Here is a 16,241-nt window from a genome sequence, read left to right as displayed (position 1 = left end):
CGCTCCGCTGAGGGTCGGAGCGGCCCAGGCGCCTAGAACTGGACGTTGAAGTTGGCCTTCACGGTCTGATCCTGGGCGTCTGAAGCGAACTGGCCGGTGTAGGAGACGCCGAGCTTGGCATCGCGAGCGATCGCGAAATCAATGCCTGTCTCGATAAGCGCGGCATCCCTGCCGATCAGTACGCCAGCGACGTTGAAGGCATCCCCGCCTGCGAAGGCATGAACGGCTGTCGGCGTGAGGTCGCCGAACGCATGACGCCATCCCAGCATGCCCCTGGCGAACGCATCGACCGCACCCATTCTGAAGTGATGCGAAGCGCGCACGCCAACAGTCGTGAATGTGGCATCGGCCGTTTGGCTGTTGCTGACCAGTGCCGCAGAACCGCCGGTTTCGACGAAGCCACCTGTTCTGAGGCTGACATGCGCCAGATTAGCGTAAGGCTCGAGGCTCGATGTCGTCGCGAGATCGAAACGATAGCCGAGTTCGCCGAAAGCCTGGAACGTTCCCGAGTTGTAGGAGCCGTGAAGTTTTTCAGAGAAACCGGCAAAGGAAACCGAACGGGACGTATCGATATCGTGCCAGGAATAGGCCAACCCTGAGCGAAAGCCGACATTTCCCCATTCGGTACCGCCGTAAAGCCCGACGTGATAGTTGTCGCTGTCACCTGACGAGGAGCGGTCTGCCACCGAGAAGCTCGAGTGGCTATATCCGGCGATGATGCCAAGCCGCCAGTCGGCAAGATTGACATCGCCGCCAACCAGCAGGCCGCCGGTGTCGCGGGAAAAACGGGCGGCATTGCCATCACCATCCCAATGTCCCCATGCCCCAAATCCTTGCGTCCAAAGTGCGAAGGCGTCAGTTGTGCCGGGGGCAAGTTGGAGACTGCCGTCATCGAAGGCCATCACGGGTGGGACAGGTTTGCTCGAGCCGGCGAAGGCGCTGCGAATGCGGTTGTTGACCGCGTCGCGAACGAAGTGGCTATCCGAGAGAAGAGCTGTCTTGACGGATGCATGCAGTTCACCTGAGAGCTGGTCGAAGGCTCGAACTGCGCTCTCTTGGTCTCCCACACCGGCGACGGCATCATAGACGGCGTGGCCTGCGCCCAGGCGCTCCGCGCTTTTTGCCGTGGCACACTGATTGCGAGTTCGCGCGACGTCGCAGAAGGCGACGGTGTTCCGGCTGACATCGAGATAGACATTGCCCGCATCGTAATCGAGGCCGAGCGTGAGGAACGGACTACTGTAGTCCAGCGCCGCGTACGTGCCCTCCAATCCACCGGCCGCCGACAGGATCGTGTAGCGTACACTGCTTCCATAGTTGCCACCGAGATTTCCAACCTGAACCGTTCCACCTTCGAGCGTCGCTGTCCCAGAAATGTCGATGAGGTCGCTCTGGCCTTCGGGGTTCACTTCCAAAAGATAGGTTGAGCCGGCAGCTTGAGTGAAATCGCCATTCACCGTCAGGGTGCCGATCGAATTGCCCGGGGAGATCGTTGCACCCGAGGCGACATAGGTGGTTCCGACAATCCCGGTTCCTCCAAGCAACGTGCCGGCTCCGATCGAAAGGGAGCCGCCCAGCTTGCCTTCGACAACTAACCCTCCGCTCGTCACCGTCGTCTCACCTTCGAAGGCCGAGCTGTCTTCCGTCAGGCGAAGGAGATTGTCGTCGCCGACGGCTACTTGGAAGAGGCCGGATCCCGAAACGACGCCACGATAGGCACCGCTGCCGTTCTGCTCGAACCGCATGAAGCCATCGGCGCCAATCGCCACATTCCCTCCGAACAGGTCCGTCCTTGAAACGAGGCCCCCGTCGTCGATAGCCCAGTCGAGCGCGCTGCGGCTGGCAAGGTTGAGCGTTCCTCCGCCGGTCTTTGCCATCGTCCCCCGCCCGGAGATGGCGCCTTCGAAGACGGCATCGGCATCCTGGTCGAAAACGACGTGGCCGTTATTCGCGATGTTGTTCCTGATGCTGACCGCGTTGCCGACGAGTGTGCCGGATCGTACGATGGTGTCGCCGCGGTAGCTGTTCTGGCCTGTCAGCACCAGGGTCCCGAGGTCGTCCTTGACCAGAGCACCATCGCCCCGCAACGCGGAAGCGACGGTGGCAGTATAATCAGCGCCCGCCCGGGATCCATCGCCTACGCGGATGGTCGTCTGCTCGTCGCCGAGATTTATCGCATCGCCCTCTACGCGATAGCCGTCGACGGCGAACTGCATTCCGGTGACGGAGATCTCGCCATCGGTCCCGCTCACAGTTACCAATCCAGCATCGCCCTGGAAAACCGCGAAGCGGCCGCCCCAATTGTCATTGGCGTCGCCATTCGTGCGTGTCCAGTTGGTCGAGCCTTGTCTCCAAATACCGTCACCCCCGGCGATCGAGCCGTCCGCAGTAGTATTGGAGCCGTCCCAGAACTGGATATTGGGTTGCGGATCCGGTCCAGGGCCTGGATCGCCGCCCACGACAATATTTACCTGCTTGTCGATCGCGGTCTGGATTTCGATGTCGTCGATATCGAATTCGCTGTCGTCGGGTAGGCCTACGACTTCCAGGCCGTTGTCGGTCAATACGCCGCCATAGTTGAACAGGCGGTAGATCCCTTCGCCGAACGCAATTCCTTCACCGTCGTCAATCGTGAGACGGCCATCCAGAACCAGATCGCCCTGGACATCGAAGAATGCGCGATCGCTCGGTGCATCGACCAGAATGTGGATGTCCGAAGCATCGCCGAGAGAGAGACTCCGCATGGTGAGCGTGCGGTCATAGTGCCCAAGCAGCCGCCCGCCATCTGCAATCTCGACATGGCTGTCAATGAGACCGGAACCAGTGACGGTACCGCCGAACTCTGCTTTGACGGCATTGTTGTATTCACCGTCAAACGACAATGTACCCTCGCGCGCAATCGCTTGCGGCCCGGCATATGAGTGGTTGGCGGCAATGCTGATTGTTCCACGACCCATTTTGGTGAGGGTCAATGCCTGGTTCCCATCGAACTGGCCGCTCAACGTGCTGAAGTCGTTGTTCTCCAGGATCAAATGCGAGCTGAACAGCATCGCATTCGACAAATTGACGGCGTTTCCCAGTTCGAGCACGTTCCGTCCTTCAGATGGTTGAAGAAACTCGACCGTACCGGTGCCGAACGCCTGTGAAGTAGCGGCTACGACGCGGCCGCCTCGAATTTCAGTCTTGCCGCCGTAGGTGTTGTTGCGGAGCAATTCGAGCGTACCGTTGCCCTCCTTGCGGAGCTGAACGGCGTTCGCATCGCCGGAAATAACACCGCTGATGGACGAATCGCCATCGAACCCACCCAGTATCAGGGAGGCATTCTCATTAATAATGATATTGCCGTTCGCCTCGAGGCGATCGATCGCCTCGGTCCGTGCCACCCGCAAAGTGCCGAACGATCCAACAGTCAGGAGGGAATCATCGGCAATCGCGCCGTTAAGGCTGTCGAGAACCAGAGTGCCATACTGGATGTTGGTCCCGCCTGCATAATTGTTCTCGCCAGTCAGCACGATTGTGCCATTTCCATACTTTATGAGTGGGCCGGAGCCGGAGATGGCCCCGCTCAGCGTCGCGGATCGATCCGTCTCGACGTTGAGAAGCGCGCCTGCCGAGCCGGATATGACGAGATCGTTAGCGACCGCTGTCTGTTCGTCAGCGAGCTGAAATTCAATCGCGGACGATGACGGGCCGCTTGAGGTGAATTCGATTGCACCGGTGCCAAGTGAACTGGCGTGACGCATCAAGATTGTTCCGTATGCAATCTCGGTCCCACCAGAAAAGTCGTTGACCCCATCGGTTCGAAGTACCCCGCTGCCTTGCTTCCGCAGCCCCAGCGTTCCCGCACCATCACTCAGAACGCCCAACACATCTCCCGTGGTGACGCCAATCGTCGCGATGGACGCCTCAGCATTGTTCGTGACCGCTCCGGATCGGCCTTGCAGGTTGTAAATGTTCTGATCCACTCCAGAGAGGTCCAGAGTCCCCCCGGCCAGTTCTACGAAGGTCCCTTGGCGGCTGAAATATTCCCGACCTACTTCATTCCCAAATTGAACGTTTGAACCCGAATTCAGGCGAATGCCGCCGCCTGATGTCCCAGAGCCGGAACCTGAATAAGAAATGCTTTGGGGTGAGAAAATGATGACCCCATTTCGATCGGTAGGTGTTAAGCCGACTTGCAGCATGCTCGAAGTGCCAAAGGTAAGATTGCCCGCATAGGTCGCAATCACCCCTCGATCCGCCGAGAGGCTATAAAAAACTCTATCGGGAATCTCCATGTCATCGTAGTAGGTGCCGCTTTCCTCATAGACAATGGCCTGCCCACTTGCCGGACCGAGTGGTAAAAATGCGCTCACAAGCGCGGTCGCGCAGAGCAGTCTGCTCCTGCGCAAAGCCAAGAAGGATCGTGTTGCGTTGCGGTTTATGGCAACCATGATGCTACTCACTGCTTTGAAATGATCAGGCGACGCCGATGAGCGCGCTTGGGCGAGCTGCGGACGACTCGCGGAGCGAAAACTTGTCGAGGCAGGAAGAACGCCTGCTCCTGGTAACTTCCCGAAGTGGAATTCCCCTACCAGGGCGGATCTTAGGTTTGGACATGCTTGGAAAGTCTCCGTTCAAATTTTGAACGGCCTATCAGCGCCGCATCCGGATCGCCCCGTATGAACGGAGGGGAGGGATAAGAAAATTCTACCGGTGCGTGTGGGCAACAAAGTCAAAAAAGAACGGCGATAGCATCGAGCTACCGCCGCCTGAGCTGGCCCCCTACAGCTCGTTGTCCGAGCCTTATTATCGTTGGGGAGGAGGGCTTATCCCTCTCCTTGGATCGCGATCTTCCTCAAACGTTCGGCGTAGGGAATGACGACGGCCTTATACTCGGCACCTCGATTACGGATCGCGTCGAATTTTCCTCTTTCGGCGTGCAGCCCATCCACTGCCGACTGCTTTTGCTCTGGCGTCATGCGCGCCATCTCTGCGATTTTGTTGATGAAGTCTTCCATCATCTGCTCGAACTCGGCGTTCGGGATGGTCGCTATGAAGCCGGTCATGGTCTGGTCGAAGGCTTCCTTCCAGGAGGCGCGAGTGAATCCCGCCGCAGGTATGAGCTGCGACGATTCATCGTCGATCTCAAACCACTCTTCGGCAGCCTCCTCGTCGTAGTAGATCGTATCGCCCGTTTCCGACGCGAGCTTCTCCAGCACGGTTACGACCGCCTGCACGTCGCGTGCATCCAGCGCCACCGCAGTTCCGACCGAGAAATAATAGATCAGCGCTGAAAGCGTCGCAGCGGTCAATGAGATGCGGCCGCTGCAAGGGCGAGGGGTGTCCCCATTCTTCGGTTCGGATTTTCTGTTCAGGAGCATTCCCGCATAACTCCCGCGTGCGCCTTGGCCGACTGACTGGTGGCGACCATATTCCCGGCCGTCGAAGCGACCTGGCTGGCGACCATACCGCCGCGACCACCGAACCCACCGAAACCGCCAACCATGCCGAGCGCACTGCCAAGCATGGCGGCGTTCGCCTGTGCCTGGATCGCTTCATCGCAGGCGTCCCTGTTTCTGGCCGCTGTTTTATGTGTCTTGGCTCTGGCTGAGACGGATTTCCCGCTTTCCGCCGCAGTCGTTGCCGGCCCCGACGTGGTTTGGCTGCAGCCGGCAATGGCAAGACAAACCGCTCCTACAATCGCAATTTTCATGAAGTCTTCCTGATAGCTACGCGGCAGGCTGGCTCACATGCTCCTGGAGCGCGGCAAGCTGTGTCGCGAAATTGAGATGCGGGGCGGCAATAGAGGATGAAATCGCCTCCCGCCCCCTCTGTTCACAGGGGGTGTCGGAAAAAAACGGCATTTACATCGGCGGAATTCACAATCGTTCCTAACGCGAGAGGCATTCCGTCAATGAAGCCGATTGGCATCCGCCGAGTATCCGAATGGTCTCAGCTTCTGATGGCGGCAGCGGTGTCTGCGGTACTCAGTTCTCAGAACGTGATGGCAAGAGAACTCGACCATCCGGCCGGCCCAGTGCTGCTTACCATCACCGGCAATGTTGGCAGAGCGAACCATGATGAGGCGGCTCTTTTCGATGAGGAAATGCTGACAGCACTTCCTTGGCACCGAATCGTGACAAGCACACCGTGGACGGACGGGATCAAACACTTCGAAGGCATTCGGCTGAGCGACCTGCTGCGGGAGGTCGGCGCCAGCGGGCAAACCCTGCACGCCAGTGCGTTGAATAATTATCAGATTGAGATTCCACTCTCGGATGCGGATGAATTCGGAGTGCTGATTGCCATGCGAATTGACGGAAAGCCATTGCTGCGGCGTGACAAAGGTCCGCTTTGGATCGTCTACCCGCGAGACAGTATTCCAAGTCTTCAAGATGAACGGTATGATTCTCGGTGGGTGTGGCAACTCCACAAAATCGAGGTTCGATGAGCATCGCGGCAAAAAGGCGAGCGATATCCGGTTTTACTTTGGCGGCCGTGGCCGCATGCGCAGTGCTTTTGGCTTTCGCCCTGCACAAATTGGTGGAGGCAGAAAAGGATTTATCAAGTGCCTTTGGAGAGAACCTTCTGTGGGCAGTTTCCCAGGTTCATTATGAAGCGCATCGATTGGCGCTGGAATCCGAAGCTTGGAACCGCAGCGGCAGAACGCCCGAGGATGCCGAGCGGCTGCGATTACAGCTCGATCTATTGTTCAGTCGTGTTGCCGTCCTGTCGGAGGGGTCCCTTGGCGAAGGGCTGGCGAAATTGGCCGGGAGCGAGCTGGGAGAGGCTGCTTCATCTCACCTAACGGCTTTCGAAAACGAGCTGGAGCGAGTGATTGCCGCGCGCGCGTCCATTCTGCCGGCAACTCTCGACGACTTGCTGAGCGACGCATCCAAATTCAGGTCTGCGGCCAACGACATCATGATAGCGGAGCGCCACAGTCTTGCTTCTCAGCGCGACGAGTACGGAGCGGTCCTTCTTGAAGCAATCATTGCCGTCCTTCTTATATTCGGTTTCGGGATTTTCATCGTTGTCCGTCTGGTGGTGAGCCTGCGCTCGGCAGCCCATGCGGAGGATGCGCTAAGGCGTGACCGCGATTTTTCACGGCTTCTACTGGAATCGAGCGGGGACGGCGTCTTGGCCATCGACGCAGAATTCCGTTGCACTCACTGGAATTCGGCACTGGGCAAGATGTTTCCTGTGGCAAGCGGATCGGAGGTCGTGGGCCGATTGCTTCAGGACGCCTACCGGCTATCTGACGATCACCTGATCACAAACATGATGCGGCAAACCCTGGGAGGGGAAAGCCTGCATATGCCCGCCCATGCCCTTCCGGCAGGCAACCGCTATGTGGAGAAATTTACCTACCCCATCCTGTCAGGCGAGAAGGTCGTCGGAGCGATATTGTTTATTCGCGACGTCACGGAAGCACATCTGGCTCAACTCGAACTGGTCAAGCATCGAGACGAGCTCGAGTCCATCGTCGCCGAACGGACAAAAGATCTTGAGGAGTCTCTCGCGCGAGAGACTGCTCTTCGAGAGCTCTATAAGGGTTTCGTATCCATGGTGTCGCACCAGTTCCGAACCCCGCTTTCCATTGTCGATGCCAGCGCGCAAAGAATGATCCGCCGCGGCAAGGCGATGAACGAGGATGAGATTCGTGAGCGTGCCGGGAAAATCCGGTCTGCGGTATTGCGACTGACCCGTCTGGTTTCCAGTACCCTGAACGCCGCGAAAGTAGACGCCGGACAGATCGACGTCGATATGCGACGTTGCGATTTGGGCAAGCTCGTCATGGAAGCATGCGAGCGACAGAAGGAAACAGTTCCGGATCGAGAATTCCGCGTGGACCTGGATCAACTGTCCGATTGGGTTTCGTGTGATCCGCTTCTGATCGACCAGGTTGTCGCCAATCTTCTATCCAATGCGGTCAAGTACTCGGCGCCCCCGAGCGCCATAGAGGTCACGGCCGAAATCGATCGCCACTGGGTGCGCATCAGCATCTGTGACCGTGGTGTAGGCATTCCCGACGATGAGCGCCCAAAACTTTTCGAACGCTTTTTTCGCGCCAGGACAGCTGTCGGCGTCGAGGGGACTGGAATTGGACTGCACGTCGCACGCACCATCGCTCGGATGCATGGCGGCAATGTAGAAGCCTTCTCGCGCGATGGGGGCGGCTCATCCTTTGTTCTCAGCATTCCCAGAGAGGTGATGGTGGCAGCATGATGGCTCAATTCAGCACGCCAGAAGCCGAACGCGGCGGCGCGAGGAAGACAGTGCTCTGTGTCGAGGACGAACCTGATCTTCGCACGGATATTGCGGAGGAACTCGTCTCGGCAGGCTATCATGTCGTCGAGGCAGGCAACGGCCGTGAAGCCATCGGCAAGCTGGAAACGCTGCGGCCGGATCTGATACTGTGCGATATCACCATGCCCGAGCTTGGCGGCTATGAGCTGATGGCAAAGGTCAGAGCCGAGAGACCCGATCTTGCCGAGGTGCCGTTCATTTTTCTTACTGCGCTGGCGGATCGGGCCGAGGTGTTGAATGGGAAGAACGCCGGTGCTGACGACTACCTGATCAAGCCCGTCGATTTCGATGACCTCTTGGCGACAATTAAGTCGCGACTTCGCCTAGTGGATCGCGTCCGCCAGTCATTGATAGCTGAGCTCCAGATCGAACAGCAGCGCATGATCGAACAGGCCGTCCGGGACGGTGAAGTGACATTGGCTGCTCTGGCGGCTGCCTTGGACCGTCTCTCGATGGGCATTTTCCTGATCGAGCAGACGGGCGAGGTTCGCATGACCAATGAAGCCGGCCGAAGATTGGCGGAAAAAGGGGACGGGCTCGCGCTGACATCCTCGGGACTGGTCGGGCGCTCAGCCAATTCATCCCAGTCCATCAGGACCGCGCTAGGCGACGTTCTGCGCGGTATAGGAACCACCCAAACCCTGGCGCTGGAGAGGGACGGTGGCCATCCTCTCCTGCTACAGCTTTCAGCACTCAGCCTGCCCGGCAGCAACTCCCGCCACGCTGTTGCTCTCGTTGTGGACCCGGACAAGCAGACCGAGGTTTCCCCTGAGATTTTAGCATCGCTCTTCGGCTGCACATCCGCTGAGGCAAGGCTTGCCGCTGCCCTGGTTGCGGGAAAAAGGCTGGAAGAGATTGGCGAAGAGTTCGGCGTCAAGCAGACAACCATTACCTTCCATCTTCAGAACCTGTTCCAGAAGACGCACACCCATCGGCAAGCCGACCTCGTCGCATTGTTGATCCGAGCAACGATCCCGCTTTCGCTGCAGAATTGAGATCGATCCCATGCTCGCAGGATAGAGGAGGGAAACTATCCACGTCATTGCGGACCTGCGCTGTCGCCAGGCAGGCGCCGTCGTCCGCGGTCATCGAACCATGAAACGCGAACTGAACGGCAGGCTGGCCGCGCCCACCGCCTTGGGTGAACGTTCGATATTGCCTGCTATGGCTTGGACCGCTGTCAGGCTGCCTTCCAGCTCCCGGCAGATTTCCTGGCACACGCTCTGCGGTGCATAGGAGGACAAGACCACGGTCGGAATCGGTACGAACTGGGCAAGCGCCTCTACGGATTTCTTCAACTGGTCGACAAGGTCCCGGCGCCAGGCTGTCTCGGCTGGCCCATGGGACGGCCAATTGGAGCCACGCTCCCACAACTGAGTGGTCAGTGTTCCTGTTTTTCGAACTTCTCTTTCCAAACGCAGAATGCCGACGTCGAAGCTGACCGCCGCGTTTGCGTTGTATATTTGGTGGTTGAGGACCAGCCGGGAGTGGAGACGCGCACCGAGATAGAAAAAGAGATAGTCGGACAGGCTTTTGGCCACACCGAACATGCTCTCGCCGCCAGCCGCCGCCGTTATGTCGTTCTGAACATAGACCGGATATCCGATTTCCTTCTCTATTTCTTCCTGAAGGGCTTCGAATCGTTCTTGCACGCCTTTCGGTGCCAACTCCAGTTCGGCCTTGTCCTCCGGCAGGGCCAGGCCAATGCCTGCAATTCGCCCATGGAGGTCGTCCGGTAGAATTCTGATGGCTGTCTCGATCGCCTTCATGAACTGAGGATGGTTGCTGTCGTGGCTCGGCGCCGGCATTGGCAATACGGTGTGGAACCGGACCGAGCCGACGAAGTCGACAAGAACCACTTCGATCCGCCGGTGGCCGATGCTGATGCCCACCGAATACGCTCCTTCGGGATTGAGCGAGATCGGCACGGTTGGCGGGCCGACACGGCCGCGCTGCGCTTCGCCCTTGGCGATCAGCCCCTCCTGTTCGAGCGAACGCACGATTACCGACACTGTCTGTGCCGACAGCCCTGTGCGCTCTCCTATCTCAAGCCGCGTGATGCCCTTGCTCTGCAGGAGCAGGGACAAAACCAGGCGCTCGTTGTAGCTGCGCACGCTGATCGCATTCAAACCGCTCGCGCGATCGGCGATCCGCAGCGGGTTGGGCGGCGCAAACCGCATATCAGGCATCACATGTTTCCCGGCGAAGGTTGGAGGAAGGCATACCGGCCGCAGGGCAAGTCATGATCGGCCAGACCCAAGCAGTCACTTCTCATCCGGCCACCCGATTGCTTCGACTTCGCGTGCGAGAGCAGCACCCAAAATCGCATGTGCCTCCTTGTTGATATGAAATCCGTCGAGCGGATCGCAACTGACCACCGAACCTGCGTCGAAGAAGTGGACCTCCAGCGAATCGGCGATGATCTCGAATTCCAGCGCGAGCCGGCGCGATTTCGCCGGCGCGCCAGCGAAGATCGATTCCCATTCTTTGATGTCGTCGAGCATCGGCGGAGGGGCGACGATCATGATTTCCGGAACGGTGCCACGCGGCCCCGGCATGAGTTCCTTGATGTCATGCACGAGGCAACCGATGCCCATCGCCACTTCGGAAGGAGGCTGATTGAACCTGACCTTCAAGTCGTTGGTCCCCAGCATGATAATGACGAGGTCGAGCATCATGTGGCTCTGCAGGCAAGGTTTCAGGTAGGTACGACCGTTTTTGTGCGCCCCCTCGATCGGATCGTCTCGCACGGTCGTGCGGCCGCTCAAACCTTCCTCGATCACATGCCAGCGGCTGCCCAGCGCTTGGGCCATCACGCCGGGCCAACGCTCCGTTACGCCGTAGCGGTCAAGCGGTGTGCCGCCGGGAATCTGGCCATGGGTGTTGGAGTCGCCGAAGCAAAGTACCGACCGCATGTTCTCGTTCCTGGAAAAATAACCCATCCTGTGCAAGGGGTTACGAGATTATCCTCATATTCCTTGTCGCTAGCCTGCCATTCGACACAGCCAAAGGCAAGACAGCTCCCGGGATAATCATTCAATCTGACTAACTATTGACAACAGGCGGAGTTGGTGTTTGATCTGGGATGGGAGGAAGTCCTGACAATCTGAGAGGCCCTTTGCGATACCATCGCGAGGTGGGGAGGACGGGCCGTTGCGGGCAGGATTGAACACCCGAACAGAATGCTGATTTGCGTTGTCGGGAGATCCGGCAAATCGCCGCGCTCGAACTATGCCGAGCACGGGAGGACCAGTCGTGTGCTGTGACGATCCCCTACGGGATCGAGAGAGCTCGAGAAGGAGGATGGCTCTGATGGGAATATTGACGAAAACACTTTTGGCCGCGGCGTTGGCGACAACGATGCTCAGTGCGGCATCGCATGCCGATGAGGTGCATCTGCTGGACGGAGTTACGGCCCGCGGCGGCGACAATCCGTCGGTCGAGCCCGACAAGTTCAAAAAGGACGCCCCCTGGGTAATCGGGATGAGCCATTTCGGCGTGAACGCCAATACCTGGACCGTGCAAGTCGCGCATGAATCCGAAGCAGCGGCCGCAAAGGATAGTCGCATCAGCAAGTTCATTCTTCTCGATGCCGGCTTCGATCAGAAGAAGCAGGTCGGCGACATCGAGGACCTGATCGCGCAAAAGGTGGATGCGATCATCGTTCAGCCGGTCACGTCGACATCCGCCAACGCCAGCATTGCCAAGGCAGTCGCTGCCGGTATCCCGGTCGTTGTGCATACCGGCCGGATCGAATCCGACGCCTTCACGACGGAAATCCAGGGCGGCGCGGAGCATTTCGGCAAGGTCATGGGCGACTTCCTGGTGAAGGAGCTCGGCGGGAAGGGCAACATCTGGGTCCTGCGTGGATTGGCCGGCCACCCCGAAGACACAAACCGATACAACGGCCTGCGTCAGTCGCTCGAGGGCACGGACGTCAAGATCATCGCCGAGGAGCACGGCGACTGGCAGTACGACAAGTCGAAGAAGCTTTGCGAAACACTCTACCTAAACAACCCTGAGGTCGATGGTATCTGGTCTTCGGGCGCCGATATGACCCGTGCCTGCGTCGACGTGTTCAAGCAGTTCGGCGCCGAGATCCCCCCGATTTCGGGCGAAGGCAACAATGGTTATTTCGGCCAATGGATCAAGGACGGCTTCAAGTCGATCGCGGCCGAATACAGCCCCTCGCAGGGAGCAGCCGGCATAAGGGCTGCGGTGGCGCTGCTCGAAGGCAAGGAACTGAAGAAACATTACGACTACAACCCCGAGGGGTGGGGCATCGAGAAGGCGAAGCAATATTACCGCGACGACCTTTCCGCCAATGTCTGGTGGCCATCGGAGCTGTCCGAGGAAAAGCTGAAGGCGCTCTACGGCAAAAATTGACATCTCCGGCAATGAGCGCGGGCGACAGCGTGCCTGTCGCCCGCGCCTGCTCCGGCGCAGGGTGCCGATCGCCAATCAAGGATCTGTCTGTTGTGGAAAACCTCGTTGAAATGTCTGGGATTTCCAAGGCCTTCGGCGGGAATGCCGTGCTGAAGGGCGTCTCTTTGGCGTTGAAACCGGGCTCCGTACATGCCCTCATGGGTGAGAATGGCGCCGGCAAATCGACGTTGATGAAGATCCTGGCCGGGGTTCACCAACCGGACGACGGCGAAATCCTATCCGAGGGGAAGAGATTGAACTTCGCCAATCCCAGGGACGCGCTGGGGTTCGGCATCTCAACCATATTCCAGGAGCTTTCGCTGCTCCCCAACATGACAATCGCCGAGAACATGTTTCTGGGACGCGAGCCGACCACGGCGTTCGGGTCGGTCGACCATGCACGAATGAACAAGGAGGCGCGCCAGGCGCTTGGCGAGCTTGGGCTCGACCTTGATCCGACGACGCTCGTTTCCGAACTCAGCATTGCCGAGCGACAATTCGTCGAAATCGCGCACGGCATCAAAGCCGAAGCCAATATCTTTATTCTCGATGAGCCGACGGCGGCCCTCAACGCGGCCGACGTGGACACGCTGAACAAACATATCCGCCGTCTGCGCGCCGAAGGGAAGGTGATCGTCTACATTTCGCATCGAATGGATGAGATCTTCGAGATCTGTGACACGGTCACGGTTCTCAAGGATGGAGAGCTGGTCGCAACGCGCTCGCTGTCCGAGATGACGCCCGCCTCGTTGATCGCAATGATGGTGGGGAGGGAGTTGAAGGACCTTTTTCCCGAGCGAGGCGGCGAGCCAGGCCCGATCGTGTTGGAGGTCGACGGCTTCCAGATCAGCGACAGTTCGCGGCCTTTCGCGCTGTCTTTGCGGCGTGGCGAGATCGTTGGCCTTGCCGGCCTCGAGGGCCAGGGCCAGCAGAAATTCCTGAGGGCGCTCGTCGGCCAGTTCGAGCCCGTGGGCGGCAAGGCGAAAGTCAAGGGAGAAGACCTGCCGCTTCCACTGTCGGCATCCGGTGGCATCCGCCAGTTGCAACGGATGGGCGTCGCCTTCGTCCCTGAAGATCGAAAGGAGGATGGGCTTTTCCTGGGGCTTTCGATCGGCCACAACATCGCCGCGGCACTTCATTCCTCACGGCCGGCGCTGGCCATTGCACGCAGCTACCGGACGCTCGTCGAAATGACCATGACGAGCATGAGTGTAAAGACGGTAGGGCCCTCCGCACCCGTCAGCACACTCTCGGGCGGCAACCAGCAGAAGGTCTTGCTCGGACGATATCTTGCGGCGGACATGGATATCCTCCTGATCGAAGAGCCGACGCGCGGCGTGGATGTCGGGGCGAAATCCGAAATTTACCGGCTGCTTCGTGCCTTCACCCAACGGGGCGGTGCCGTCCTCGTCCTGTCGCGGGAGACGATCGAGCTCATCGGCCTGAGCGATCGCATCTACGTCGTCCACAACGACACGATCGTCCGAGAGATGCCGGCCAGCCAAGCCAGCGAACACAATATCCTGGATGCCGCACTGAGTGCCTGACCGGCGAGCAGGGGAACCGAGCACAAGATGAGACAGATTGCGACACGTTTCCTTAATCCAAGGGGATCGCGACAAGGGCTCTGGGTTCTTCCCCTGTTGATTGCGGGGGTGATCGCAGTTTGGCTCAGCATCGAGACAGCGCAGTTCCTGAATGCGGCCAATCTGGTCAACCTGGTTGCGCAGGCAATGCCGCTGGTCGTCACCGCCATTGGCCAAATGTTCGTGATCCTGCTCGGCGGACTGGATCTTTCAGTCGGATCGGTGATCAGCTTCACTACAGCCGTTCTGGCGCTGGATGCGCCAGCCTATCTGGTGGTTCCGGCTGTTTTCCTGCTGGCGGCCCTGATCGGTTTCACCAACGGGTTCATTATCACTCGGCTCAATGTCCACCCGATCATCGCGACGCTTTCCATGCAGTATATCGTGCTGGGGGTGACACGCACGCTCCGGCCCGTGTCCGGCGGAACGGTGCCGGAACTCGTGGTCGCCTCGGTATCGGGTTCGTTCCTGGGCATCCCTATGCCGATCTATTGGGGGGCCGTCGCGATCGGCCTCGCATGGAAGCTGTTATACGGGTCGCGGTTTGGCCTGCATCTCTTCGCCATCGGCGGTGGCGTATCGTCTGGCGCAGAGGACGCAGCGCATAATTTCGGCATCTCCGACAAGCGCAACATCCTCCTTGCCTATGTGATCTGCTCCTGCTTTGCGGCGCTGGCGGGCGTTTTTCTGGCTGGCCGCATCGTTTCAGGCGATCCGAATGTCGGTCTGCTTTTCGAATTGGATGCCATTACCGCGGTTGCCATCGGCGGCACGCAGCTTTCCGGCGGCATTGGCAGTCTGCAAGGCACGGTTCTCGGCGCGCTTGTCATGGCGCTGCTCGCCAACGGTATGAACCTGGCGAACGTCTCACCCTTCATCCAAACCACGGTGAAGGGTGCGATCCTGCTGCTCGTCGTGGCTCTGCAATCACGCAAGAAGATGGGCCTGTAAGATGACGGCGGCGTTTGACGGTCTCCTCGTGCGCAGGCTTTTGCGCATCCCACCATCCTATTACGTTTTCGTGGTGCTGCTGCTCATCCTCTGGATCGCGCGGCCTCACATGCTGAACCTCAACGTGATGGGGATATTCATCCGTCAGATGGTGCCGCTCGGCATTCTCGTTCTGGGCCAATTGCTTGTGATGCGAGTAAAGAGCATCGACCTGTCGGGCGGCGGCGTGATCCTGCTTATCAACTATTACATCTCGTCCGGGCTTTTTCCCAGCGCGTCGATGACGTTCTTCGTCTTGCTCGCTCTCGCCACCGGTCTCGCGGTCGGTTTGTTCAACGGACTTATGATCGGCAAGAGACGGGCTTCGGCTGTGATCGTCACGCTGGCGGTCAGCATCGTTCTTGTCGGAATCGTGCAGTTCCTGTCGAGCGGCAAGCCTCCCGGCGACGTGCCTTCGATGTTCGCGGATCTTTACAATACCAAGCTTGGCCCGGTCCCGACGCCGGTGATCTTCTGGGTCGTCCTTTCGCTCGCAATGTCACTATTCCTGTCGAAGAGCGTGTTCGGCCGCTACGTCGCCTCGGTCGGCGAGAATGCACAGGCGGCACATTTTTCAGGTGTTCCGGTCGAGCGAACCGTCATTTTCGCCCATGTCCTCGCGGGCCTGATAGCCGCGATCGCAGCGCTGGTTCAGACGGCTTCGATCGCAGTCGGCAGCGTACGGGTAGGCCTCGACCTGCCGATCCTGGCCGTCGCCGCCACCATCCTGGGCGGCGTCGTTTTCGGGCGCGGGGAGGGCGGCGTTTGGGGGCCGGTCTTCGGCGTCCTGTCCTTCGCACTGCTCTTCGTCGTGATGACTACCTTCGGGATCGACGAACCGGGCAAGCTCGTCGCCCAAGGCCTCATCATCCTGCTTGCCGCGATCTTCTACGGACTGCGCTCCACCAAGTCGTGAAATTCCATCCAACGCTACCTGTTTAAAAGGAG

12 protein-coding genes are annotated in these 16,241 nt (G+C 59.0%); 7 read left to right on the top strand and 5 right to left on the bottom strand.

Translation table 11 applies throughout. From position 1 onward, the window contains the following. Positions 1-32: 32 nt before the first annotated feature. The 3 genes from ACCO56_RS10005 to ACCO56_RS09995 form a co-directional block, all read right to left on the bottom strand. Positions 33-4,433 carry an autotransporter domain-containing protein gene (locus ACCO56_RS10005; RefSeq protein WP_433640194.1) on the bottom strand — a complete coding sequence of 1,467 codons (4,401 nt, stop codon included), beginning with the start codon at positions 4,431-4,433 and terminating at the stop codon, positions 33-35. Between the two features lie 375 nt (positions 4,434-4,808). Then, on the bottom strand, positions 4,809-5,240 hold the full coding sequence (locus ACCO56_RS10000; protein WP_433640192.1) for a hypothetical protein: 432 nt from the start codon (positions 5,238-5,240) through the stop codon (positions 4,809-4,811). Between the two features lie 113 nt (positions 5,241-5,353). Continuing rightward, entirely contained in the window at positions 5,354-5,695 is a 342-nt protein-coding gene (locus tag ACCO56_RS09995; protein WP_433640190.1) for a hypothetical protein, read from the bottom strand. Positions 5,696-5,896: 201 nt separating this feature from the next. Here ACCO56_RS09995 and ACCO56_RS09990 point away from each other — a divergent pair, with 201 nt between their 5' ends. From ACCO56_RS09990 to ACCO56_RS09980, 3 genes are read left to right on the top strand one after another with little or no spacing between them, the layout of a single operon-like run. Continuing rightward, positions 5,897-6,433, top strand: coding sequence for a molybdopterin-dependent oxidoreductase (locus ACCO56_RS09990; RefSeq protein WP_433640188.1), 537 nt, complete (start codon positions 5,897-5,899; stop codon positions 6,431-6,433). After that, a complete protein-coding gene (locus tag ACCO56_RS09985) occupies positions 6,430-8,211 on the top strand; it encodes an ATP-binding protein (RefSeq protein WP_433640186.1) in 1,782 nt (593 codons plus the stop codon). Before ACCO56_RS09990 ends, ACCO56_RS09985 begins: the two co-directional genes overlap by 4 nt. Further along, a complete protein-coding gene (locus ACCO56_RS09980) occupies positions 8,208-9,287 on the top strand; it encodes a response regulator (protein ID WP_433640184.1) in 1,080 nt (359 codons plus the stop codon). Before ACCO56_RS09985 ends, ACCO56_RS09980 begins: the two co-directional genes overlap by 4 nt. Before the next feature lie 90 nt (positions 9,288-9,377). Here the strand turns inward: ACCO56_RS09980 and ACCO56_RS09975 are convergent, their stop codons facing one another. Beyond that, the gene (locus ACCO56_RS09975; protein WP_433640863.1) at positions 9,378-10,472 is read right to left on the bottom strand and encodes an ROK family transcriptional regulator; all 1,095 of its coding nucleotides are present in this window, start codon (positions 10,470-10,472) and stop codon (positions 9,378-9,380) included. A gap of 84 nt (positions 10,473-10,556) precedes the next feature. Then, positions 10,557-11,207: an SGNH/GDSL hydrolase family protein gene (locus tag ACCO56_RS09970; RefSeq protein ID WP_433640182.1), complete on the bottom strand. Its 651-nt coding sequence runs from the start codon at positions 11,205-11,207 to the stop codon at positions 10,557-10,559. Between the two features lie 445 nt (positions 11,208-11,652). Here ACCO56_RS09970 and ACCO56_RS09965 point away from each other — a divergent pair, with 445 nt between their 5' ends. From ACCO56_RS09965 to ACCO56_RS09950, 4 genes are all read left to right on the top strand, one after another. Then, on the top strand, positions 11,653-12,678 hold the full coding sequence (locus ACCO56_RS09965) for an ABC transporter substrate-binding protein (RefSeq protein WP_433640861.1): 1,026 nt from the start codon (positions 11,653-11,655) through the stop codon (positions 12,676-12,678). A gap of 92 nt (positions 12,679-12,770) precedes the next feature. Next, positions 12,771-14,264, top strand: a complete 1,494-nt coding sequence (locus tag ACCO56_RS09960) for a sugar ABC transporter ATP-binding protein (RefSeq protein ID WP_433640180.1) — start codon at positions 12,771-12,773, stop codon at positions 14,262-14,264. 27 nt (positions 14,265-14,291) lie between these two features. Next, on the top strand, positions 14,292-15,254 hold the full coding sequence (locus tag ACCO56_RS09955; protein WP_433640178.1) for an ABC transporter permease: 963 nt from the start codon (positions 14,292-14,294) through the stop codon (positions 15,252-15,254). Position 15,255: 1 nt separating this feature from the next. After that, complete coding sequence (locus ACCO56_RS09950) at positions 15,256-16,209, top strand: ABC transporter permease (RefSeq protein ID WP_433640176.1); 954 nt, start codon at positions 15,256-15,258, stop codon at positions 16,207-16,209. Positions 16,210-16,241: the final 32 nt, after the last annotated feature.

The organism is Mesorhizobium sp. 1B3 (genome assembly GCF_050958605.1).
Taxonomy (GTDB): domain Bacteria; phylum Pseudomonadota; class Alphaproteobacteria; order Rhizobiales; family Rhizobiaceae.
The sequence above is the reverse complement of the archived record's forward strand: the minus strand, read 5'-3'. Positions and strand labels throughout refer to the sequence as shown.

Excerpts from the sequence above, each read along its gene's own strand:
- ACCO56_RS09995 (WP_433640190.1), bottom strand. The coding sequence starts at position 5,695 with ATGAAAATTGCGATTGTAGGAGCGGTTTGTCTTGCCATTGCCGGCTGC.
- ACCO56_RS09970 (WP_433640182.1), bottom strand. The coding sequence starts at position 11,207 with ATGCGGTCGGTACTTTGCTTCGGCGACTCCAACACCCATGGCCAGATT.
- ACCO56_RS10005 (WP_433640194.1), bottom strand. The coding sequence starts at position 4,433 with ATGGTTGCCATAAACCGCAACGCAACACGATCCTTCTTGGCTTTGCGC.
- ACCO56_RS09975 (WP_433640863.1), bottom strand. The coding sequence starts at position 10,472 with ATGCGGTTTGCGCCGCCCAACCCGCTGCGGATCGCCGATCGCGCGAGC.
- ACCO56_RS09985 (WP_433640186.1), top strand. The coding sequence starts at position 6,430 with ATGAGCATCGCGGCAAAAAGGCGAGCGATATCCGGTTTTACTTTGGCG.
- ACCO56_RS09980 (WP_433640184.1), top strand. The coding sequence starts at position 8,208 with ATGATGGCTCAATTCAGCACGCCAGAAGCCGAACGCGGCGGCGCGAGG.
- ACCO56_RS09950 (WP_433640176.1), top strand. The coding sequence starts at position 15,256 with ATGACGGCGGCGTTTGACGGTCTCCTCGTGCGCAGGCTTTTGCGCATC.
- ACCO56_RS09965 (WP_433640861.1), top strand. The coding sequence starts at position 11,653 with ATGCTCAGTGCGGCATCGCATGCCGATGAGGTGCATCTGCTGGACGGA.
- ACCO56_RS09955 (WP_433640178.1), top strand. The coding sequence starts at position 14,292 with ATGAGACAGATTGCGACACGTTTCCTTAATCCAAGGGGATCGCGACAA.
- ACCO56_RS09990 (WP_433640188.1), top strand. The coding sequence starts at position 5,897 with ATGAAGCCGATTGGCATCCGCCGAGTATCCGAATGGTCTCAGCTTCTG.